Origin of the sequence: Clostridium chrysemydis, assembly GCF_015234215.1 — a bacterium.
Lineage (GTDB): Bacteria > Bacillota > Clostridia > Clostridiales > Clostridiaceae > Clostridium > Clostridium chrysemydis.
On sequence record NZ_JADEKP010000002.1, the window covers coordinates 265246 to 290641 of the forward strand.

The window sequence follows — 25396 nt, forward strand, 5'->3', positions numbered from 1 at the left end:
TATTAAAAAATATGAATATAGCTAATTTTATGTGGAATTATAGTATCTAGAGGGTTAATTTATAAAAAGTAAGATTGTTTATCCTATAACGAACTTTTGGTATAATATTAAACATAAAAATTATTAAGTGGATGTTAAAAATTCGATAAGATAAGATTAAATTATATTTATACAGAGTATTATAAAAATTTATTATAGATTTTTTGTAATTTAAATGGTAATATATTAGTTATTAGAAAAAAGAGTTTAGCAAAAAATAAACACATAATAAATAATTCGTTAACCTGTGGCGGACTAACGCTATCCAATCGACAAAATTCGATAAAAATATTAATAAATCGTTATTTTAAACAGTTTATTAAATACTAAAAAATTCTCTTAATCATTGTTTTGTGTGATTTTTTGGTGTTTTATAATAATACATTAAATGTTTAGTGATGTGAATATTATTCATCACTTTAGGACGAAAGGAGAGGGTAGGTGTATGAAAAAGAAGTTATCTAAGGAAGCTTACGGTGGAGTACACGGAAAAGAGTACGTTCCTTACTTTACTGGTAAGTCAAAGAAAGGGGTAAATGCACCTGTATTAATTATCGGTATAATCTTAGCTGCTGTATTTGCGGCATCAACAGCTTATTCTGGAATGAAATCAGGGTTAACTGTTGCAGCTGGTATACCAGGGGCAATAATAGGTTCGGTATTTGTTGGAATATTTGCAAAGAGCAAGGGTATCCTTGGTAAAAATATTACACAAGGTATGGCAAGTGGAGGAGAATCAATAGCAAGTGGAATGATCTTCGTCTTACCAGCTATTATTCTTATTGGAAGTGACATAACTTTCGTAGAAGGATTAGTTGTAGGTGTTGGAGGAGTTTTATTTGGTATAGGATGTTTATCACTAGTTTATAACTACTTAATAGTAGAAGAGCACGGTGTTTTAATGTATCCAGAATCAATGGCGATTTCAGAAACATTAGTAGCATCAGAAGGAAGCGAAGATTCTATTAAATTTATGGGAATCGGATTTGCTATAAGTGGAATAATTAACGTTTTAACAGGATCATTCTTAAACGTAATAAATAACACTATAAACTTCGTAGGAAGCAAGTTTTATAAGTGGAAGTTTTCAACAGAAGTTAACCCACTTTTACTAGGAATTGGATTCATAGTAGGGCTTGAAGTATCTCTTACAATGTTTGCAGGTTCTTTACTATCAAACTTTGGTATAGCACCATTAATCGGATATTTTACTGATATGGCAGAAAAAACTGCTCATTCTTGGAATGATGCATCAGTATTCATAAACCAAATGGATGTAAACACTATTTCAGGAAGTTATGTTAAATACATAGGTGCTGGAATGATGCTTTGCGGAGGTATAATAGGAGCTATAAAACTTATACCAACTATCATCGTTTCAATAAGAGAAACTTTAAATGCTAAAAACATAACAGAAGAAGGCGCTGAAAAAAATAGCGGTTCAATGATAATACTTTTATTAGGTGCTGTTATAGCATTCGTTGCTGGATTTATGATTTCAAATAGCATAGCTATGGCAATCACAGGTACAGTAGTTACACTGATATTATCATTACTATTTGTTATAGTTGCAGGACGTTTAACTGGTACTATCGGTACTTCAAACCTTCCAGTTTCAGGTATGACTATAGCTTCACTAGTTATTTTAACTTTAGTGTTCGTTGTTATGGGATGGACTGGAAAAGCTGATAATAAATCATTACTTTTATTTGCAGCATTTATGGTAGTTGCAATCTCTGTAGCTGGAGGTTACAGCCAATCTCAAAAAGTTACTTACATCATAGGTGGAAGTAAAAGAGATATGCAAAACTCATTTATGTTAGCTAGTATCGTTGGTGTAGTTGTAGTTACAGGAACTATAATGGTTCTTTCAAGCCAACTTGCAGTTACTGGAGCGGATGCACAATTTGCATTGCCTCAAGCTAACTTAATGGCTACTTTAACTTCTGGTATTATGGAAGGAAACTTACCTTGGCCTATGATTATCGTAGGTGTTGTTATGGCATTAGTTTTATTCTTATTAAACTTACCAATAATGACAATAGCTATAGGTTTCTACTTACCGATATCAACAACTTCTATAATCTTAGTTGGTGCATTAATCCGTGTTATCGTTGAAAAAATGTGCAAAGATGAAAAAGAAAAAGAAGTTAAAGTTTCAAATGGAATTAGTTTATCATCAGGACTTGTTGCGGGAGGTTCTATCATAGGACTTATCGGAATAGTTCTACAAGTTACAGGAATAATTACTCCTGGAAATCCTACAGGATTCTTAGCAAGTAACGGTATGGCTGCGATACTATTAGTAGTATTATTTGTAGCGACAATAGTACCTATTATTAAATCTAAGGTGAAGAATAATGGATAATGATGAACTTTTAGATATGCGATTTAAAATTTCACCTAAAATAGAATTTGAAGTTGATGAAAACGGGATAGTAACTATTTTAGAGATTCAAGACCACAAGATCCAAAAATTCTTTAGGAAATTAAAATTTAAGATTCCTAAATACAAAAAGACAAAGCTAGATGACTTTGGAAGTACAGTGTTTTTAGAACTTAACAAAAACAAAACTGTAAGAGAAGTAGGAGAAGCTTTAGAACTTAAGTTTGGAGAAAAGGTTCACCCTCTATACGAAAGGTTATTAGTTTTCATAAATCACATATATCTAAATCTTAACTATATAGAAAAATTAAGTTAAGAAACTAAAGTGTAAAAGAACAAAATCAGTTCTTTTACACTTTTTTAATGTACAGGAATTTATAAAATTATAGTTATAATAGATTTGAATTTTAGTATTGAATTAAGGAGTTTCAAATTTTAAAAGAGCGTTTATTAGATATTTTATTTTTATCTGGTATAATATAGTTATATAGAAGTAAGAAGGAAAGGGCAGGTTTAGAAGAGAAAGCGATGAGAATATAATTTACTTTTTAGATTTTAGTATTATAAATTTTTTAAGAGCCTATTTATATAGGTTTATTTGTAATGCTTAGACTTCGGAGAGTAAATTATTTCTTTACTTTTATTTAGCTTGCCTAAAATAAGTCTCTCCATTTGTCTAAGTGCATCTAAGGAGGGACTATTTTTTATGGAATTAATTAAGATAGATAAATTAAAAAAATATTATAAAGACAGGTTAGTTTTAGATATAGAAAAGTTTTCTATGTTTGAAAATGAAAAGATTGGTTTAGTAGGAGAAAATGGTTCGGGAAAGACTACTCTTATAAAAATTTTAATAGAAGAAGTAGAAAAAGACTTTGGGAAGGTATTTTTAACTGATAGCTACTCATATATAACTCAAGATGAAGGTAATATTAATTTTAAAAATAACCTATCAGGTGGAGAAAAAGTGAAATTTAGAATAAAAGAAGCTCTAAAAGATAAAAAGAAGTTAATTATTGCAGACGAACCTACAGCAAATCTTGATAGAAAAAGTATTGAATCTTTAGAAAGCCGTTTTAAAGAATTTAAATGTGCCATACTTTTAGTTTCCCACGATAGGGAGTTTTTAAATTCAATTTGCACTAAAATAATAGAAATTAATTCTTCAAAACTTAAAGTATATGAGGGAAACTATGACACCTATTTAAGATTAAAAGATGAGGAAAATAAAAATAAAGAAAGAAAATACGATTCTTTTATAAAAGAAAAAAACAGATTAGAAAAGGTTAGGGTTAAAAAGACAGAAAAAAGTGATAGCATAAGAAAAACTCCGAAAAGGATGGGAAACTCAGAAGCAAGGCTTCACAAGATGGGAGGGCAAAGAGGTAAAAAGAACTTAGATCAAAATGCTAAAGCTATCCAAAGCAGAATAGAAAAGCTTGAAAAAGTAGAAAAGCCAAAAGAAGATAAAGAAATTAAAATTAATATAAGAGAAGGCTTAGAGATAGTTAGTAAAAACCTAATAGATATAAATAATTTAAATATAGAATTTAAAGATAAAGTTATTTTAAAAGGTGCTTCCTTTAAAATAAAAAAATCTAAAAAGATAGCATTACTTGGAGAAAACGGAGAGGGTAAAACAACTTTAATAAAAGAAATATTAAAAGGAAGAAATAAAAATATCAAAATCAATCCTAAAGTTAAAATAGGTTATTTTGATCAAGATAGAAAAATTTTAAAAGAAGATAAGACTATTTTAGAAAATATCATAGAAACATCATCTTTTGACCAAACATTTATAAGGACAAATTTAAATCTTTTTGGCTTTAAAAGAGAGGATATAATAAAGCCTATTAAGGTTTTAAGCGGCGGAGAAAAGGTGAAGATAGCTCTTTTAAAAATAATACTAGAAGATAATAACTTTTTAGTTTTAGATGAACCTGCAAACTATTTAGATATAAAAGCACTTAGCGCTCTTGAAAAAGCTTTAAAAAGTTCAAATAAAACTATGCTTATAGTTTCTCACGATAGAACTTTTATAAATAATTTATGTGATTATTTTTTAGAAATTAAAGATAAAGAAATTATATCTTTTAATGGAAACTTAGAAGAGTTTTTAGAAAGTAAAAATAAAAAGCCTAAAGAAGATATCAAGTTAAAAGAAGAAATAATGGTTTTAGAAAATAAAATTTCAAAAGTTATCTCTTTTATATCTATAGAGAAAGATATTAAAAAAAGGGTAAAATATGAAAAAGAGTATGACTATCTCTTAAAAGAACTGAAAAAATTAAGAGGATAAGAAAAAAGGACTTAAGAATTAAACTTAAGTCCTTTTACTATTTTTAAATCTTAGATTTTAGAAAATATAATCTTTTGATGTTATAATTAAAAAATAATAAAAGTTAAGGAAGTGTTTGTTTTTGAAGATAAAAATAACTACTTTAATTGAAAATAAAGAAGATAATTATAATAAATTAAAAAATGAGCATGGATTATCACTTCTTATTGAGGCATATGGAGAAAAAATATTATTCGACACAGGAAAGTCAGGAGACTTTTTAGATAACGCTAAAGACTTGAATGTAGACCTTGAAAATTTAGGTTATGTTATATTAAGCCACGGGCATTATGACCATAGCGGAGGTTTTAAAAGATTAGCTAAGAGTATTGATAAAAAAACTAATTTATTAGTTTCAGAAGAATTCTTCTTTAAAAAATATAAAAAGTTAGATTACGGTTTTAAGTTTAATGGTAATTCTTTTGATAGAGATTTTATTTTTGAGAATAATATAAATATAGAATTTATAAAAGAAGATTTTAATAAAATAAGTGATAAGATATATTTGTTTAAAAACTTTAAAGTCCTTAATGACTTTGAAAAGATTGAAGATTGCTTTTACTTAAAAAAGGATAATAACTTTATAAGAGATGATTTTAAAGATGAGGTAGCACTTGGAATAGATACAGATAAGGGGATTATCTTAGTCTTAGGTTGCGCTCATATTGGGATTGTAAACATAATTGAATCTGTAAAAAGGAAAACTAATAAAGAGATTTTTGCAGTATTTGGGGGAAGTCATTTAGTAAATGCTTCAAGAGTTCAAATTTTAGAAACAATAAAATACTTAAAAGATAAAAATATAAAAATATTAAGATTATCTCACTGCACGGGAGATAAAGTCTGTAGTGAATTTATAAGAGAATTTAAAGATAGATTTAAATATAATAAAACAGGAGATATAAATGACGATTTGGTTTGATAATGGTGAAAATACAGAAATAGAGATATTAGAAACATTAGATAATACTTTAGAGTTATTATCTTTGTCTGATATTTGTTTGAAAACTGGAAAATCAAAAAATACTATAAAAAAATATTTATTTAATTTAATTAATAGATTAGAGAAAAATTATTCTAATGAAGAAATTTATATAAAATTTAATAAGAAAAAGATAGAATATTTTAAAAGTGACTCGTTTAATATTCAAATTATATATAATCAAATAATTACTGAATCCTCTGCATTTAAAATGATAGATGGTTTGTTTTTTGAAGATCTACCAAGGATAGAAAAATTTTCAGAAGATAATTTTATAAGTGTATCCTCCACTAAAAGAAAAATAACTAAGTTAAAAAGGATTTATGGTAAATGCAATATAAAATACAAACCTCACAGTAGAATTTTAGTAGGAGAAGAAATAAACGTAAGATATTTTTTCTTTAGTTTTTATTGGAGTATCTTTAGAGGTAGCTTTTGGCCTTTTAAAAACTTCAATAAAGAAAAACTTTTAGACTCAGTAAAAATACTAAAAGAAAGATTAGATATAAATTTTTCACATATAACAAAAGAGCAATTTATTTATCTTTATGCTATTGCATCAACTAGAATAAGTAAAGGGCATACCTTAAAATTAGAAGATGATTTAAAAAACACTCTAAAAAATTATAAAAATTTTGAAGTCTATACTGATGCTATAAAAGAAGTTTGTAAGTTAAATAACGATGAGTTTAATCAAGATGAGATTATAATGCTATCTATAAATCTTTTACTTATCCCAGGGATAAAAGAAGATTTTAAGGAGTGGGAAAACATAGAAAAGTTTCATAAAGAAAATGAAACAAGAATCTTTAAAGCAACAGAGTTTTGGGTAGAGACTTTCCAAAGAAAGTTTAACTACACCTTTACAAAAGAAGACTTAAAGGAATTATATAAGTATTTAATAATATATCATTCTAGTGCTTTATTTTATAAAGATAACTTCAAACTATTAAATTTTTATTCTTATAAGGATGAATTAAAAGAAAGGTTTCCAAAATTCAATAAAGTGTTTTTAGAGTTTTTAAAGGAACTAAGTGAGGGAGAATTTAATTATATATTTGATAGCAAAGAATTTTTAATGAGAAGGTATGCACTTTTGTGCGACAGATATTTAGATGTTAGAAAATACGAAGAAACTATCAAAATTTCAGTGGTTATGGATAGTAGCATAATGTATAACAAAATAATAGAAAATAAAATAAATGATTATCTTAAAGAAAAGTATCTTTTAGAATTCGTAGATGATAATAAAGACTACGATATATTAGTTACAAATATCATAAAAGAAGATGTAGATAAAGAGAAAGTTTTATATATAAGATCATTTTTAAATGAGAGAGATATGGAATCAGTTCAAAGGAAAATTCAAAAAGTTAAATATAAAAAATCAATTTTTAACCCTTAAAGAGTTATTAATTGAGCCCACAAAACTCTAATTTTTTTGTAGAATATTAATGTAACGAACGTTCTTACAAAGGTATGTTAAATATAATAATTCGCAGATGATAAAAGAAATAAAACGGTACATATGTAAATAAATTTTAAAAACTATAAAAGTAAATCTAGCTTAGTATTTATAAATCTAATCTTTTATAGATAACTATATTAGGGCTTTAGTTATTGTAATATAAAATTTTAGGTTTAATTAAAACATGTTTTGGATAGTGGTATGTTTTAATATAGTATTTTATCGAAAAAACAAATGCCATTAAAGAAAAGTTAAGGATTTATTTTTTAAAGGGCTAGTTTAAATAAAATATATTTACGTTTAAGTTAACTCCGATTAAGTAAACTAAACCTCACAGATTTTGTGAGGTTTAGTTTTTTTTATTTGTACATAGATATAAGACTTTGCATATTATATCTATGTACAAAGATATAAAAAGGTAAAAATATGAAAGTTAAACTTAGAAAATTTATATTTAATAGAAAAGATTTTGAAGATGAAATATACTGCAATCAGTTTAATATATATAAAACTATAAAGTTTAAAGATAAATGTTTAAACATTTCTAATAACAGATGTAGAGTAAAAGAAAAGGTTAAAATGAATTTAAACAAATTAGAAGGAATTGTAGAAAATTTTTCTATAAATAGTTTTAAAGTAATAGATTCTTTAAAAGAAGGAAGAGAAGAACTTCTTTTGATAGGAGAAATAAATCTATTGGTTGTAGCTGAATATAAGTTTTCAAATAATAAAAGATTTGTAATTAAAAAAATCTCTATGCCGTTTACTGAAAAAATAAATATACCAAAAGATATATGTAATTTAAGTACTATTAATTTAGAATATGATATAACAGATTTAAGTTTAGTTAAATTATGTGAGAATAAAGCTTTAGTAAGTATTACGTCCTTAATTAAATATAGAGATTTATATATTTTAGATTAAACTTAAAAGGTGGTTAAATGGAAATAATAAATAGCTGCAGAGTAGAATATAAATATAGGTTTTCAGATTTAACTCCTATAATTTCAAATACTTCAAGTAGTAATATTGTAAAAACCTTAGTAATTCAAAATCGATTACTAATAACTAAATATGTAGATAAAAAATGTTCTCATTCTTTAGAGGAATTGACTTATACTACAGAGATAGAAAATATAAGTAGCATGAATATAAAAAATATTTTTTTTACAGATAATATACCAAAAGGAACTAGGTTTATTGAAAACTCAGTAAAGATAAATAATAAAAAAGAAAGGTGTTTAAACCCCATTTTAGGGTTTTATATAAAAGATATTAAAGCTTCTGAAAAAATTATAATCAGCTTTAAAGTTTTAATAATAGCTAGCTGTAAAGGAAGTTTGAAAAATATTTCAAATGCAATTTATGATTATATTTATAATTCAGAAAAGTGCCCTATAAGAATAGATTTAGATAGCAACTTAGTTTGGACTAATTATAAAAACAATTTATCAAAAGACTTTTTATTATTTAGTAAAGTAGAAACTAGGTGTAGTATAAGTAAAATTTCAGATATTAAATTTGAAATAACTATAATAGAGAGTAAATTTATAAATTCATATATAAAAAATAAAGTGAAGGTCTTAGTTTTAGGAAAGATAAAATATAAAATATTTTATAAAAGCTACAACAAGATGAGGTATTTAGAAAAGACTATAGGTTTTTCTGAGAGTATCTTACTGCCTATAGAGGCTAGTTATCTAGATAAGATTCAAATCAAGATAAAATCTAAAGATTTAGTTTTAAATATAAAAGAAAATAAAAAAATATTTATAAGTAATAATTTAGTTTTATACTATTAGAAGCTGCAAAAAATTAATTAATGCAGCTTCTTTTATATTTTAAAATGGATTAGGGTCTATATTTAAAACTGTACTTTCTGGGTAAGGGCTAGTTTTAGACTTGGCTGTAACTGTAAAATCATATCTTACTCCTAAAGAATTTATAGGGATAAGTGCAGTTATTTTTATGACTTTAGAAGTATTAGAGGCTAAATTTGCCATAGCTTGTAAGTCAGCTTGGTATAAGGTATTTGCTAAAACATCAGAAACTTTAACATCATCTATATAAAGTGAGTAAGGAATTGATACCTTTTGTATTATTAAAGTGAAATCATCATACCCTCCACCAGTATTTTTAAAGTAATCTAATATTAGGGCAGTGTTTCCTGGAGGAGTTACTATAAATGATGTTGTAGGGTTTATTTGATAGATTGGGTCTGGAAGAAGTGAAACTGAAGGTCCAAGAATGCAAGTTATAGGATTACTAGTTTCTCCTCCATATACTTTTGAAACTGTTACATCATTATAGTAAGAAATTGCAGTAGCTTGAGTTATCATAGTTGTTCCAGATTTTGAGTTTGGTTTAGGAATAAGAGTAAATATTATATAAGCTAGAGAAGATTGTGGAAGGGAGCTTATATTAATTACTATTTTTTTAGAGGTACTATTATAAACACAGCTACAAAGAACTGAATTATTTATTGAAGAAAATACAAAGTTATCGTTTATAGGGATTTCTATAGTTCCGTTTACTAGGTTTATTAAGCTATTGTTTTTCATTATTAATTTAAACTGCATAATTGAATTTAAATTAATATTTGCAGTAGAAGTGTATTGAGTTTGATTAGTTAAATCTGTAGCACTTAAACTCATAACTAAATTTGGATGATTTATTGTTATTATTAAATTTTTGCTTAAAGAATAATAAGGGCCACTAGCTACCTGCCAGTAATAACAAGTTACAGTGTTTGTTTGAGTTGATGAAATAGAGTTTAAAGCTTTAGTTGCGTTAGTTATTTTTGAGGTGAATATATAAGTCAAAGTTTGTATAGAAGTCCTAGAATCTATAATTGGTTCAGTTTGGAAAGTAACATTATTTGAACTAAGGGTTGGGGTTACTAAAACTCCGTTTTTATAAGAAGGTCCAATATAACTTTGGCCTCCGCTTGGAAGAGTATCTTTTAAATATAGGTTGTAAGCTATTGTTCCAAGGGGAACAGCTACAGTTAAGGTATAAGTTATATTAGATCCTACTTTGAAAGTATCGCTATAATTAGTTTTAGTTAATGATATAGCAGCAGATGAAATTGTAGTAGAAGCACTTTTATTTAAATTAGAATACTGAAAATTAGTAGTGTTTGGATTGTAAACTTGGGAGTAAGGGTTTGTAGTAGTAGCTGTAGTTAGTATGCTTACGTTTGGTGCTATTACGCTACTTATAGTTACTGTATAAGTTAAAGTTAGGGATTTGCCTGGACTAAGTTTGTTTATATAAAGTACTATATTGTTTCCGCTAAATGTAGGGGGGATAAATGTTCCAGTACCTGTAACAGAAATGCTACCTGGATTTAAAGTAAACCAAGATTGTGATAAAGTGTCATTTAAAGTGAAATCAAAGGCATCAGTTTCACTAGAAGAATTAGAGTTACTTATAGTTACAGTATAAGTGTAGACTTCATTAGCCTTTATAGCACTTTTGTTTGGCCCTGAAACTGTTTTAGTTAAAGTAAGGTTTGGAGTTCCGATATTTACATTTACTTGTGATCTGTTACTATAAGCTACTCCATAAGTGTTTATTCCTTTTAGTTTTAAAAGATTAGCATTTTGAGTAGAGGTACCTAAAGTAGCTATTGGAACTTTTACATTTATAGTTCCTGTAGATAAACCTAAAATATCACCATAATTAAAATCAACACCGTGAGGAGAAATTAAATTAGGATTAGTGTTTACTGGCATTACACCTGTAAAAGAGTAGTTTAAATTATCTATAGGATCTGCTGAGAGTGGGAAAAAGTCATCTATAAAAACTGACTTTTGGATAGCTTTTAAAGTAGATGCATTATAAGTTAAAAGGTATTCAGCTAAATCTCCAGGTGCTAAAGCTGTTATTGTTTTAGGGGAACCGTCTTTATAATACCCTTTTATGAATTGTTTAGTTATATTTCCTATAGCAATACTTGAACTTACGCTTGAATTATCAGATACGTTTACTAAAAGTGTATCTAAAGTTCCTGTTATATCAGTTTTAGCTAAGAATGGATCAAAAGCAACAACTGGAGAATTTAAATTACCTGAGTCAAATTTATATCTGTAATAACTATCAACCTTTGCAGAAATTGTGACGGTTTTAATTGAGTTTATAGAAGCTAAAGGGAAATTGTAAGTTAAATAAAAACCTTTTAAAGTAGGATTGTCTACTACGCTGTTTGGAATAACAGAAGAGGATAAATAATAAATTCCATCTGGCAAGAAATAATTAACTATAATGTTTTGAATATTATAATAGCCTCCTACTTTGTATACGTAGGTATACGTTACATTTGTTTGAACGTCAACTGTAGATTTATTTATAGATGTCGTTATTATTAAATCCATAGCTGAAAAGTTAGTTGAACTAGTTGAAGATGCAATTATGAGAGGATCGTTTGAAACCATAGATATATTCATATTTAAAACAGTTCCATGATTTATAAGATTTGAAGTGTTGTTATTATATCTATTCCAAACTGCATAGCTAAATATAAATGTGGTATTACTATTTATAGAAAGAATTATATTTCCAAAATATAATTGGGTATAAAGTTTCCCATCTTTATTAACATAGCTTACAGTTGGAGAATTAAACTGAGAAGAATCAGTGCCAGAAACTGATATATTTCCAATATATCTTATCCCATCATCTAAAAGTATAGTTATATTTACAAAGGATGCAGAAAGAGAGTTATTAAAAAACTTACAAGTTGCAGTTGTAACTTGAGAATAGTCGTTTAAATTTACAGAAGTTCCAGCCCCTTTCAAGACCTTTCCAGAAGTTACTATAGTGCTATTAAATCTAGTTGTTATATAAGTCATAGAAATAGTGCTAGTTAGAACTTCATTTCCTATATCATAAATTCCTCTTGGCATAGTATCAACATAGCTATATACAGTTATTCCAGAAAAATTATAACCAAAAGGGATAGCGTTTCCGTTTTTGAATTTAGTATTACATTTTATAGTTATAGTAAATATATAAGGAGTTTCAAGAGGTGCTAAATCCTTTATATTTACAAAAGAATAGGTTGTGCTATTATCAGCGTTTGTAGTGCTTGAAGTCTGCGGTATAGTAGATGAAGATAATGTTAGACCATCAGGAAGAGTCAAAGCTATTCCTAAATTATATAGCCTCTTTGTAGAACTAGTATTTTGGATGGTTACATTAAAAGGTGATGTGCTACCTATTAAAATTGGAATGTTTTGAGTTTGACTTATAGTCATATTAAAAATACTTGAAGGCATTTTGTACTCCTTTTATTTTAAAGTTTAATCTATATATTTTATTCAAAAGGTAAGTTTACGTTGATGAATTTTTATAAAAAAGTAACCTATGAAACTACAGATTAATAAAATATAAATGGGACTTTAAGTCCTAAGAAATTATTAGACTTTAAGGAGGAAGAGATGTCTTTAATTCCAAGAATTTCAATAGTAGATAAGGCAGTTTTAGTGACAATTGGAAATAGTCTTGTTATTTGCGGCAGCAACACTGCACCTATAGTTAGTACATCAGATTTAATGAAAATTGACGGTACTACAACAAGAGACTATACAGTGTCTGGAAGCTCAGCTTTATTAAATATTTTAGCAAACAGTACAATCTTATATGCTGAACTTGTTTGGTACTCTTCAGTATTTAGTAATGTACCTGGGGCTACAGATTTAAGAAGTATTCAAGATAACCCTATAACTTTTACTACTCCAAAGGGAAGTTACCAAATAACACCTTTATACAAAGAAAGTTATAACGGAACTTCAGGAACAATAGATAGATATAGGGCGGCAGAGGTTACAAGTTATATTAAAGATTCATTGTCAGGAACTTATTCAGTATCAAATGTTCCTATAAGCGTACCAACGACTGGTTTAAGCAATAGTAGAGCAGGATGGTCTTTAAATGTTATTTATAGAAATAATTTATTAAAACCTCAAAAAGTAATTTATAGTTCGGGCGTTTCTGTTGCAACTTCTAGTACTCCCTTGCAATCAACTGTTACAGGGTTTACAACATCAACAGATACTGATTTTTTAAAAGGGTATGCAACTTTAGTTTCTGCAAATGGGGGACCGTTAAGCGGAACAGAAATGGTTTATGCAGGACCTTCTTTTGCAGCATTAAGTAATATCGGTAATGCAGTAAACAGTCCAAGTTCTAATCCAGGTACAGCTCCAAATAACCCAGGAAATAATTTCTTTTCAGGTGTTATTAACGTAGCTAATCCTCTAGACTTAAGTAACGGGCTAATAAATATTAATGGAACTAGAGGAACTCTAAATAACGACGGATTTATACCAAGTCAAACTATAGGAAACAGAAATAAATGGGATATAACTAGCGTTGATATATCAAATACTTTAATTCCAAACCAAACTCTTTTAGCAGGACAAATAACAGCTGGAAGTGAAACAGACGGAATACAATTAGTAGCACTCGGAGCACAAGTTTTAGCAAAGGCTCCAAATATAACGGCTACACTTTTATCTTACGATATAGATGGTGACTCTGAATATAACACAGAAGTAGGGGAGCCTTTAGCTTATTCGATTCAAGTTAAAAATGATGGGGATGTTGATGCAAATAATGTTATAGTATCGGCCTCTATAAATTCAAACACTTCATTTATACCAGGTTCTGTTACTATAAATGATATTTCTTATCCAAACTACAATATAGCAAATGGAGTAAACCTTGGAACTGTAGAAGCTAAAGGAATAGTTACTTTAATGTTTGAAGTAGTTATAAAAAGCGTTCCAGAGGGTGGTTTACTTCACCAAGATGCTAATTATAGTTATCAATTTCTTTCAGGGATAGATACTATAACTAATTCAGGAAAAACAAACACAATAGAAGTAATAGTTCAAGAGGGTAATTTATCTGTAGTAAAGTCAGTGTCAGAAGTAAATGGCCATATAAACGATATAGTAACTTACACTATAGATATCCAAAATACAGGGACACAGACAGCACAAAGTATTTTATTCCAAGATAAGTTAGATCCTTATAGTTCTTTCGTAAGTGGAAGTGTAACTATAGACGGAGTGACTTTTGGAGACTTAAATCCTGTAGATGGATTTAATTTAGATGATTTAATCCAAAATGATAGTACTGAAATTAAGTTTAGAACAAAGCTAAACTCACTACCACCTTCAACTAAGATAACAAATATAGCTTGCGTTTCTTTTAAATATTATTTAAATCAATATGTATTTTCAAACAAGAAAACTATATTTAGTAATTCAACATCTATTCAAATACTATTTTCAGAGATTATAGGAGAAAGGTGTAATAATAACAATTACCCAAATATTGGAGATACAGTAACGTATAATTTGAGTTTAACTAATATAGGTAATTTAGATTCTAGCAACGTACAAGTTTTAGAGCCACAAGTTATAGGGGCTTCTTTTGTTAGCGGAAGTGTAACAATAAATGGAACTAGTTATGTAAATCTTAATCCTTTTACAGGCTTTACTCTACCAAATCCTATAGTAGCTGGAACTACAACTAACATTCAATACGGCGTTTTAGTTAACAGCTTAGATAGTTCAAATCTTATAGAAAATATTGCGAATGTTCCTTTTAAATACCAGATATCACAAGGGTCTAGCATTATTAGCTCTGAGATTGATTCAAATATAGTTGATACTGTAGCAAATTATGTTTGTATGAATATAGCTAAAACAGTAGATAAAGCATATGCATCAGTAGGGGATACTTTATACTACAAAGTTAACGTAACTAACAATGGAAATATAAATGCAATAAGCACAGTTTTTTTAGATAGTATTCAGCAAGAAGCAAACTTTATATCTGGAACAGTAACGATTAATGGAATATCTTATCCAAGCTATAATCCTAATATAGGTTTTACTTTAGGGACTATTTGTCCAGGGGATGTATTTGAAATAACTTTTAGTGTAAAAGTTATGTCTCTTCCAAACCCTAATATAATATACGATACTTCAAGTTTAGTTTACGGATATCTTCCAGATCCAAACGGAAATGTTTTAAGTAATACTATATTTAGTAATCAAGTTCAAACTATTATTAATAAGGCACAGTATTCTGTAGTAAAATCTGTTGATAAAATTTATGCACAAGTTGGTGACCCTTTAGTTTATACAACAACTATAACTAATACAGGAACAGTACCTTTAACTAATATTATTTTTGCTGACTTTGTAGGTACATGCTTAGACTTCTACGAAGGAACAGTTTATATTAATGGAGTGAATTATCCAAATCTTAACCCTAGTGATTCTTTCCCTATAGATGATTTACACCCTGGGGACACTGCAACTATTGTTTTTGCAGCTACAATAATATCAAATCCAGGTGTTGGATATATTCCTAATATGTCAGAAGCTACTTTAACTTACAAAGAGAATCCTGATAGCCCTGTAGTTACAAAAACTGTTTACTCAAATGTTGTAAAAACTTACGATCCATTTGCAAATTTAAGTATTACTAAGAGCGTTGATAAAGCATATGCCGGAGTATCTGATACTTTAACTTATTCTTTTGTTGTATCAAATACAGGAACATCAACAGCTTTAAATACTTTCTTCTCAGATACACTTCAATCTGAAGCATCATTTGTACAAGGTTCAGTTTTAATAAATGGAATAAGCAAACCTTCATTTGATCCTGAAGTTGGATTTACTTTAGGTGATGTAGTTAGAGGTAGGATAATTACAGTAGAGTTTAAAGTAACTGTAAATAGTTTACCTTCACCAAATACTATAAAAAATAATGCAATTACAACTTATAATTATTATGTAGATCCAAACGGACAACCTATATCAAAGACAGCTACAAGTAATACTGTAACAACTATAATAAATTCTTATACAGCTACTTTAACAAAGGTAGTTGATAAATCTTATGCTGCAGTAGGAGATGTTTTAAACTATACTGTAACTGCAACAAACACTGGAACTGTAAATTTAGAAAATGTAATTTTTACAGATTTAGTTCCTGTTGGAGCGACATTCCTTGCAGGTTCAGTAATTATAAATGGAGTAAGTAGTCAAAGTTCTAATCCAAATTCCGGATTCTCTATTTCAAATATTTTACCAGGAGGAGCATCTGTAATTCAGTTTAAGGCTACTGTTACAAGTGTTCCAAATCCACCGCAAATTAAAAATACGGCGAGTCTTTCATTTAACTATAAACTAAATCCAACAGGTCCTTATATAAATGGAAGTTTAACAAGTAATACAACTACAACTAATATAAAAGCAATGTCACTAACAAATACTAAAAGTGTAAGTAAGAGTTATGGAACTTTAGGGGATACTATAACTTATACGTCTATTATTGCAAATACCGGTACGGTAAATGCTGAAAATACTATGTTTGTAGATAATATTCCAAGCGGGTTATCCTTTGTATCTGGTACTGTTAAAATAAATGGAACAAGCTATCCATCATACGATCCACATATAGGATTTACGTTAGGAACTATACTTCAAGGAAACAGTGTAACAATTACATTTGATACAACTGTAAGTAGTATACCTTCTAGTGGGTTTGTAACTAACACTTCAAATATAGAGTATCAATACAAGATTGATCCAAACGGGCAATATTTCACATCAAACGTATCAAGTAATAGTGTAGTAACTTATATAAATTGCGGGGATTTAACAGCATTAAAATCAGCTGATAGAACAGTTGTAAGATTAACTAATGTAATAAATTATACTGTAGTAATAAGTAATACTGGTAATACAACTCTTAAGAATTTAAACTTTAAAGATACAATTCAAAGTGAGTCTTCATTTAATATAGGTTCAGTTTATGTAAATGGTGAAAATAAACCATTATTTAATCCAAATACAGGATTTAGTTTAAGTGATATACCAGTAGGCGGACAAACTATTGTAAGTTTTGCAGTTACAGCAAATTCTATTCCTTTAAACAATGAGTTATTAAATAAAGCTGATATAACTTATTCTTATTTTGTAGATCCAAACGGTAGTGCTACTACTAAAACTAAATCATCAAACGAAACTACAGTTATGGTCTATGATACTATTATGTCTTCTGACAAGAGTGTTGATAAAGCTTTAGCAAAAATCGGAGATACTTTAAACTTTACTGTAACTTTAAATAATGCAGGAAACACAGTAGCACAAAATATTTTATTTAAAGATATTTTAGATTCTAATATATCCTTTGTTACAGACTCAGTTTATGTAAATAATGTTCAAAAGACAGGTTATAATCCAAGTACTGGATTTAGTTTAGATGATATAGTAGGTGGAGGAACTACGACTGTTAGATTCCAAGCTACTGTTATAAGTAGACCTAGCGGAAATATTATTTATAACTATGCAACTACAACTTATAAGTATACTGTAGGAGCAGATGTTATAAATGGAACTATAAATACTAATACAACAGAGACTTACGTGGCTTTCGGAGAACTTACAGTAACAAAATCAGAAAGCCTTTCTTATGCAACTATTTCCGATAATATAGTATATACAGTAAAGGTTCAAAACACAGGTTCAGTTAATGCAACAGGTATTAATTTTAAAGATATAATTCAAAGTGATGCAAGCTTTATCGCTGGCTCAGTTGTAGTTGATGGTATAAGTCAAAGCGGATACGATCCAAACACTGGATTTAGCTTAACTGATTTAAATCCAAATCAATATCATATAGTAACTTTTACTATTAAAGTAGATTCATTACCTTTAAGTGGGGAAGTGCAAAATACTGCAAATATTAGATTCACGTACAAGTTAACTCCTACAGACACACCAGTTACAACAACTACGAATTCAAATACTGTTATAGCATATATTAAAATAGGTAATTTACAGGCTACTAAAACGGTAGATAAGGCTTATGCTACTATAGGAGATACCTTAAATTACACTATAACTATTAATAATTTAGGAAATGCAACTTGCGCTGATATTTTCTTTAAAGATATAGTAAATACAAATGCAGAATTTGTAAGTGGATCAGTTAAAATTAACGGAACAGCTTATCCAAGTTTTAATCCAAGTACTGGATTTAGCTTAAGTGATATTGTAGGTTATGGAAGTGTAATAGTTAAATTTGCAGTAAATGTTCAAACTTTACCTCAAGACTATACTATTTATAATAAAGCAACTTTTGATTATAGCTATTATATAAATCCAAGTAATCCAAAAGTCTTAGTTGAAGGAATAAGTAATACTGTAACAACTATAATTAATGTAGGTTCATTAAATGTAACTAAGGCTGTAAGTAAAGCATATGCAACTATAGATGATGTATTAACTTATACTGTAACTATAGTAAATACAGGAAATACGTTAGCTAAGAATATTAACTTTAGAGATGTAATACCTCAAGGTTTAACATTTGTACAAGGGTCAGTTACAATCGATGGCACTAGTTATCCAAGTTATAATCCTTATACTAGCTTTAGTTTATCTAATTTAGATGCTGGAAGCACTGTAGTAGTAAGGTTCAATGCTAAAGTAACATCACTTCCAGCTCCAAGCTTAATTAGTAATACTGCAAATATTACTTTTGCTTACAAAATAGATCCAAACGGACAAGATATTACTATCCAAACTAATTCAAACACTGTTCAAACTCAAATTAATGTAGGTTCATTATATTTAACAAAGGCAGTAGATAAAGCATATTCAACAATGGGGACAATAATAACTTACACTATAACAGTTACGAATAATGGAAATGTAGATGCAAGTAACGTCATATTTACAGATACCCTTCAATCAGATGTAACTTTTAATCAAGGTTCTGTAACTGTAAATGGAGTAAGCCATCCAGATTATGATCCAAATGTAGGATTTAGTCTAGGAAATATAACTCCGCTTGATTTAGTAACTATAGTATTTAAAGTAACTGTTATTCAAACTCCAACTCACAGTTCAGTTATTAACTATGCTTTAGGAAGTTTCTTCTATAAAGTAGATCCAAACGGACAAGATTACAGTAAATCAAATCAATCAAATACAGTTTCAACTATAATAATAATTCCAAGTATAACTGCAACAAAGGTAGTAAATAAAGCATACGCTACAATTCAGGAAATTTTAAATTATAGTATTTTAATTAAAAATACAGGAAACACTACTATTTCAGAAATGGAATTTGCAGATTTCCTTTCAAATGGAGGAACATTTAAAACAGGTACTGTAGTTATTGATGGTATAAGTTATCCAGCATTTGATCCTATAGCAGGATTTAATATGCCGAATCCTTTATTATCAGGAAATACTTCTTTAGTAGAGTTTGAAGTAACTGTAACTCAAGTTCCATCGCCTCCACAAATTACGAACTATTCAGTTTCAAATGGAGTGTATTATGTAGATCCGTTAGGTGCAAGTTATCCTATAACAACTACTTCTAATACGGTAACTACTAATATAAATATTGGAACTCTTACAAATACAAAAACTGTAGATAAGATGTATGCAAGGGTTAATGATACTATTAACTATACTTCAACTATAACAAATACAGGAAATGTAACTTTAACAAATCTTTATTTTACTGATAACTTACAAGGAGAATTAGGATTTGTAGGGGGAACAGTTAGTATTAATGGAGTAGTTTATCCAAACTACGATCCAACTATAGGCTTCTCACTTTCAAATCTAGGTGTTTCTCAAACTGTTACAGTTAGATTTACTGCAAAAATAAATTCTCTTCCTATACCTGCATATGTAACTAACACTTCTAATGTAAACTATAATTATAAAATAGATCCAAACGGCTCTACTATAAATAAAGATCAAAGCAGTAATTTAGTTACAACTAATGTAGTTTTAGGAAGGCTTAATTCAAGCAAAATAGTAGATAAAGAGATAGCAACTTTAAATGATATCTTAACTTACACTATTACTTTAACAAACGTAGGAAATGTAAGTGATGATAATGTATTCTTCCAAGACATCCCAAGTACTGGTGTAACATTTAATCCAGGAAGCGTAACTGTAAATGGAGTAGCGCAAGGGGCATATAGTCCTATAACAGGATTTAGTTTAGGAAGTATTGGAATAGGTAACGTTGTTATAGTAACATTTACAGTTACAGTAACATCAGTTCCAAGTTCTAATAAAGTAACGAACAATTCAATTACTACTTTTAAATATGTAGTAGACCCTAAAGAAGCATCTTATACAGGAACTTCAACTTCAAATACAGTAACAACTAATATAGCTTATGGAAATTTAAGTGTTACAAAAGCTGTTAACAAGAAGTATGCAACTATAGGCGAAGAAATAACTTATACAATTACTATTGTTAATATTGGAAATATTAATGCAACTAATGTAGTATTTAAAGATCCTACACCTCATAATTCAATATTTGTTATAGGTTCTGTTGCTATTAACGGAGTAGCATATCCTAGCTATAACCCATCAGCAGGATTTGATTTAAATACTATGACACCAGGTCAAATTATTACTGTAGTTTATAAAGTTCAAGTAGTAGATTTGTGTTAAATTAAAATGATTTTAGGCGTATGAATAAAAGTTCATACGCCTTTTTATATAAAAGTATTAACAATATGAATAGTTAGTTTTAAATGATATAAACTTGTAAAAGAAATATTACGTGTAACCGTTGACATATAAAAAATAATATAATATACTCTAGGTAGAAAAGAAACTAGTAATAGCGAGGTAGCTATTACTTGAGTATGTAACTGGTAAGCAGGCAGAACTCAGACTATATAGGAATTTTTGCGTTCCTATCATAGTCTGAGTTTTTTTTCTGGAAAGGAGGATTTTATAATGAAAATAAGTCAGATACTAAATAATAATGTAGCTATTGTAAAAAGAGGGGATAACGAGGTGATAGTATATTCTAAAGGAATATCATTTAGGAAAAAAGCAGGGCAAACAATAACAGAAAATGAAATTGAAAAAACTTATGTTTTAGATTCTAATGATATGTTAGAACACTTTAGTTATCTTTTATCTAACACTGATGAAAATCATATCGTCTTAACAAATGAAATTATTGATTTTGGTGAAAATTTATTAAATCAAAAGGCAAATAGCTATTTAACTCTGACATTATTAGATCATATTAATTTTGCTTTAAATCGTGCTAAAAAAAATCAGTTTATTAGCAGTCCTTTGACTTGGGAGGTAAAAAGATTTTATCCTAAGCATTTTGAAATAGGGCTGTATGCGTTAAATAAGATTAATAAGAAATATAATATAGAATTTCCAGAAGATGAAGCTGTATCAATTGCATTACATTTTGTAAACTTACAAGAAAATAGAAACAACATCAAAGTAACTATAAAGGCTATGGAGTCCCTTAGAGATATAATTTCTATAATTCAATTTTCCTACTCAGTAAAAATTGATGAAACATCATTAAACTATATGAGATTAATAACTCATCTTCAATATTTTCTTTATAGAATCAATAAGGGTCAAATCTATAACGACAATGATGTAGAACTAAATAATCAGGTTAAAAAACTCTATAGTAGAGCTTACGAATGTGTAAATAAAATAGGAATTTATATAAAGGAACAATACGATACAGATATATCAATAGATGAGGAAACTTATTTAATGCTTCATATTCACAGAGTGACAAATAGAAATGAGAGAGAGGAATAGAAATGAAGTATAAAGAATTTAATAATAAGATTATTGAATTAGTAGGTGGAAAAGAAAACATTCAAGCAGTTGTACACTGCATGACTAGATTAAGATTCACATTAAAAGATAGATCAAAAGCTAAAGATGATGAAATAAAAAAATTAGATGGTGTAGTAGATGTTGTATCAAACGATGTTGCATATCAGATAATAATCGGAACTCATGTAAGCGAGGTTCATAGTGAACTTATAAATATGTTAGAACTAAGTGGAAATGAAGAGGTTAAAAAGGTTAAAAAAAATCCAGTAAAAGCGGTATTAGATTTACTTTCTGAATCAATGACACCGATTTTAGAGCCGATTATAGCAGCTGGTATGCTAGCTGGAGTTTTATCACTTTTAACTCTTACAGGATTAATATCAGCTGAAAGTCCTACGTTTTTATTATTAGATAACATTAGATCAGCTATATTTTTCTTTTTACCAATATTTATGGCTATGTCTTGTGCAAAAAGGCTTAATGCTAGTCCATATTTAGCAGTAGCACTTGCAGCTACACTGTTATCAACAGGTATAAATGGTGTAAGTGGTCTTAGCATCTTTGGAATAGCACTTCCAACGACTACATATTCAAATTCATTTATCCCTATAATTTTAGCAGTATGGTTTATGGGATATGTACAAAAGGGTTTAAAGAAAGTTATTCCACAGTTTTTACAATATTTCCTTAATCCAGTATTTACATTAATAATATGTTTACCTATAACTCTTATGTTATTTGGGCCTATAGGAGCTTGGATAGGTGACGGAATGAGTTTTGTTTGTTTATTCTTGATGGACAAACTAGGAAATTGGAGCGTAATAGCTTTATATGCAGCATTACAACCTTTCTTAATAATGCTTGGTGCTGGAAACTTTATTATTCCAATAGTAGTGCAATTTCATTCTGAATTAGGTTATGATCCTATTTTTTATGCAGCATGTACAATTTCAGATATAGCAGTAGCAGGTGCTATGCTAGGATATTTCTTAAGATCTAAAGATAAAAAACAAAAGCAACTTTTCGGTACATTTAGTTTTAGTGCATTGATGGGGGTTACAGAACCTGCAATCTACGGTGCATTTGTAAAGTTTAGACGACCTTTTATAGCAGTTATGATTGGTGGTGGAGTAGGAGGTCTATTTGCAGGTATAGCACAGGTTAAGACATATGCTATGGCTTGGGGACTTGCCGGGTTACCTTCATATATTGGTAATAATGATTATAAGAACTTTTATTCAATGATAATTGCAGTAGTTATTGGTTTTGTAGTAGCTTGTATTGTTGGGTATTTAATTGGAATACCAAAAGAGGATGATTCAGAAGATGATAATATAGATAAAATAGAAGGATCAAATGAAATTAAAGATAATAAATCAATTATTAAAAAGTCAGTAGTTTATGGCTGCACATCTGGTGAAATAGTAAAACTTTCAGATATTAAAGATAAGGCTTTCTCTAGTGGTGCACTTGGTAACGGAGTTGGTATTAATGCAAATTCTAACCTTATAGTCTCACCTATAGAGGGGGAAATAGTTAGCATTTTTCCAACAAAACATGCCTTTGGGTTAAAAAGTAAAGATGGGGTAGAATTATTAATTCATATAGGAATTAATACTGTCGAACTAGATGGAGAAAATTTTGAACTTATGTCAAAGGTTTCAGATAAAGTTGAAGTAGGTACTCCTTTAGTAAAAGTAGATTTTGATAACATAAAGAAGCAAGGCTATGATACTACAGTAGTTATGATAGTAACTAATTCTTATGAATATATGGATGTAATACCTAGTGAAGCGAATAAAATTGATGAGAAAAATGAATGTTTAAAAGTTATTTTATAAATTACGGAGGGTTTTATGATTAGAGAAGATTTTTTATGGGGAGGAAGCATAGCAGCGCATCAATGCGAAGGTTCATTTGATAAAGATGGTAAAGGAATCGGGATAATGGACTTAGTAACAAGCGGGAGCTATGAAAAACCAAGAGAAATATGTACTGAAATAGATAAAAACAAATTTTATCCATCTCATACAGGAATAGATTTTTATAATAGGTATAAAGAGGATATAAAGTTATTTAAAGAAATGGGATTTAAGGCTTTAAGAATATCTATAGATTGGTCGAGGATTTATCCAAATGGAGATGATGAAACTCCAAATATAAAGGGATTAGAATATTATAAAAATCTTATAGATGAGTTAATTAAAAACAATATTGAACCTATAGTTACCTTATACCATTTTGAAATGCCTATAAATTTAGTTAATAAATATGGTTCTTTTGAGAATAAAAAGGTGGTGGACCTATATTTAAAATATTGTGAAACAATGTTTACCCTACTAAAAGGAAAGGTTAAATATTGGGTTACGTTTAATGAGATGAATCATATAGACCCACAAACAGAAGCATCTGATATTTTTACGTATATTATAGCAGGGCTAAAATATAGCACAATGAAAGAAAAAAAGAAAACCCTGGCGACTATAGGCTACAATATGACCTTAGCGGGTGTAAGGGCAGTAAATTTAGGGCATAAAATAGATAGTTCTTATAAGATAGGATGTGTTTTTGGGTTAACGCCAGTATATCCTATAGATTGTAACCCTAAAAATGTTTTAAATGCTTTTAAAGAGATGGATAGAGAGTTTTATCAGATAGATGCTATGTGTAACGGGAAATTCCCAGAATATAAGCTAAAACAATACAAAGATTTAGGGATTGTTTTAGATATAACGGAAGAAGAGAAGGAAGAATTTAAAAGAGGGAAAATAGATTTTATTGGAATTAATTATTATTCTTCAAGCGTAGCCCATCATGATAACGCTTGTAATGAAGAAGAAACTTTGTTTGGTGGAATACAAAACCCGTATCTTGAAAAAAGTAAATGGGGCTGGGCGATAGATCCTTCAGGGTTAAGGTATTTATTAAATTATGTATACAGAAGATATGAATTACCTATAATAGTAACTGAAAACGGCTTAGGAGCTATTGATAAAAAGGATGAAAACGGAAAAATCCAAGATGATTACAGGATAGAATATCTAAATAGGCATTTAATTGAACTTAAAAAGGCAATCGAAGAAGACTACGTAGATTGTTTTGGCTATCTTATGTGGGGGCCGATTGATTTAGTTAGTGCAACTACAGGTGAGATGAAAAAAAGATATGGTTTTATTTATGTTAATAAACATGATGATTTAACAGGTGATTATAAAAGAGAAAAGAAAAGGTCTTTTTATTGGTATAAAGAAGTAATAAAGACAAATGGAGAAAGTTTAACTTAATAAAAATAAATAATGTGGAGAATTTAAATAGATACTAGATCAGTGATTAGAAACCATAGATTTAGTATCTATTTTTTTTATTAAAAGAAGGATTTTAGGGAATAAGAATACTATGGAATAAATTACTAGTGAAATAAAATAAAATATTTTAAATAAATACTTGAAACGTTGTTTCAAAGGTGATAATATATAATCAACAAATGAAAATGATTTCAAAGAAA

At 28.6% G+C, this 25396-nt stretch carries 12 protein-coding genes; 11 read left to right on the forward strand and 1 reads right to left on the reverse strand.

Annotated features, from left to right (window positions below; translation table 11 throughout):
• Positions 1-484 precede the first annotated feature (484 nt).
• The 7 genes from INR60_RS09170 (at position 485) to INR60_RS09200 (ending at position 9015) form a co-directional block, all read left to right on the forward strand.
• Positions 485-2407, forward strand: a complete 1923-nt coding sequence (locus INR60_RS09170; RefSeq protein ID WP_194191219.1) for an OPT family oligopeptide transporter — start codon at positions 485-487, stop codon at positions 2405-2407.
• Positions 2400-2741, forward strand: a complete 342-nt coding sequence (locus INR60_RS09175) for a PqqD family peptide modification chaperone (RefSeq protein WP_194191220.1) — start codon at positions 2400-2402, stop codon at positions 2739-2741. Before INR60_RS09170 ends, INR60_RS09175 begins: the two co-directional genes overlap by 8 nt.
• A 390-nt stretch (positions 2742-3131) precedes the next feature.
• Entirely contained in the window at positions 3132-4724 is a 1593-nt protein-coding gene (gene abc-f / locus INR60_RS09180; RefSeq protein WP_194191221.1) for a ribosomal protection-like ABC-F family protein, read from the forward strand.
• Between the two features lie 121 nt (positions 4725-4845).
• Positions 4846-5685: an MBL fold metallo-hydrolase gene (locus INR60_RS09185; protein WP_194191222.1), complete on the forward strand. Its 840-nt coding sequence runs from the start codon at positions 4846-4848 to the stop codon at positions 5683-5685.
• Entirely contained in the window at positions 5669-7150 is a 1482-nt protein-coding gene (locus INR60_RS09190; RefSeq protein WP_194191223.1) for an AcpB/EbpR/MafR family transcriptional regulator, read from the forward strand. Before INR60_RS09185 ends, INR60_RS09190 begins: the two co-directional genes overlap by 17 nt.
• A 489-nt stretch (positions 7151-7639) precedes the next feature.
• Positions 7640-8137, forward strand: a complete 498-nt coding sequence (locus INR60_RS09195) for a hypothetical protein (RefSeq protein WP_194191224.1) — start codon at positions 7640-7642, stop codon at positions 8135-8137.
• A 17-nt stretch (positions 8138-8154) separates the two neighbouring features.
• Positions 8155-9015 (forward strand): DUF11 domain-containing protein, encoded by an 861-nt coding sequence (locus tag INR60_RS09200; RefSeq protein WP_194191225.1) that lies wholly within the window; start codon positions 8155-8157, stop codon positions 9013-9015.
• 39 nt (positions 9016-9054) lie between these two features.
• Here INR60_RS09200 and INR60_RS09205 read toward each other — a convergent pair whose 3' ends face one another.
• A complete protein-coding gene (locus INR60_RS09205) occupies positions 9055-12492 on the reverse strand; it encodes an isopeptide-forming domain-containing fimbrial protein (RefSeq protein ID WP_194191226.1) in 3438 nt (1145 codons plus the stop codon).
• 162 nt (positions 12493-12654) lie between these two features.
• On the opposite strand from INR60_RS09205, the gene INR60_RS09210 reads away from it, so the two are divergent.
• The 4 genes from INR60_RS09210 (at position 12655) to INR60_RS09225 (ending at position 25175) form a co-directional block, all read left to right on the forward strand.
• Positions 12655-20733, forward strand: a complete 8079-nt coding sequence (locus INR60_RS09210; protein WP_194191227.1) for a DUF11 domain-containing protein — start codon at positions 12655-12657, stop codon at positions 20731-20733.
• A 291-nt stretch (positions 20734-21024) separates the two neighbouring features.
• A complete protein-coding gene (locus INR60_RS09215; RefSeq protein ID WP_194191228.1) occupies positions 21025-21870 on the forward strand; it encodes a PRD domain-containing protein in 846 nt (281 codons plus the stop codon).
• 2 nt (positions 21871-21872) lie between these two features.
• A complete protein-coding gene (locus INR60_RS09220; RefSeq protein WP_194191229.1) occupies positions 21873-23732 on the forward strand; it encodes a beta-glucoside-specific PTS transporter subunit IIABC in 1860 nt (619 codons plus the stop codon).
• Between the two features lie 15 nt (positions 23733-23747).
• Positions 23748-25175: a glycoside hydrolase family 1 protein gene (locus INR60_RS09225; RefSeq protein ID WP_194191230.1), complete on the forward strand. Its 1428-nt coding sequence runs from the start codon at positions 23748-23750 to the stop codon at positions 25173-25175.
• Positions 25176-25396: the final 221 nt, after the last annotated feature.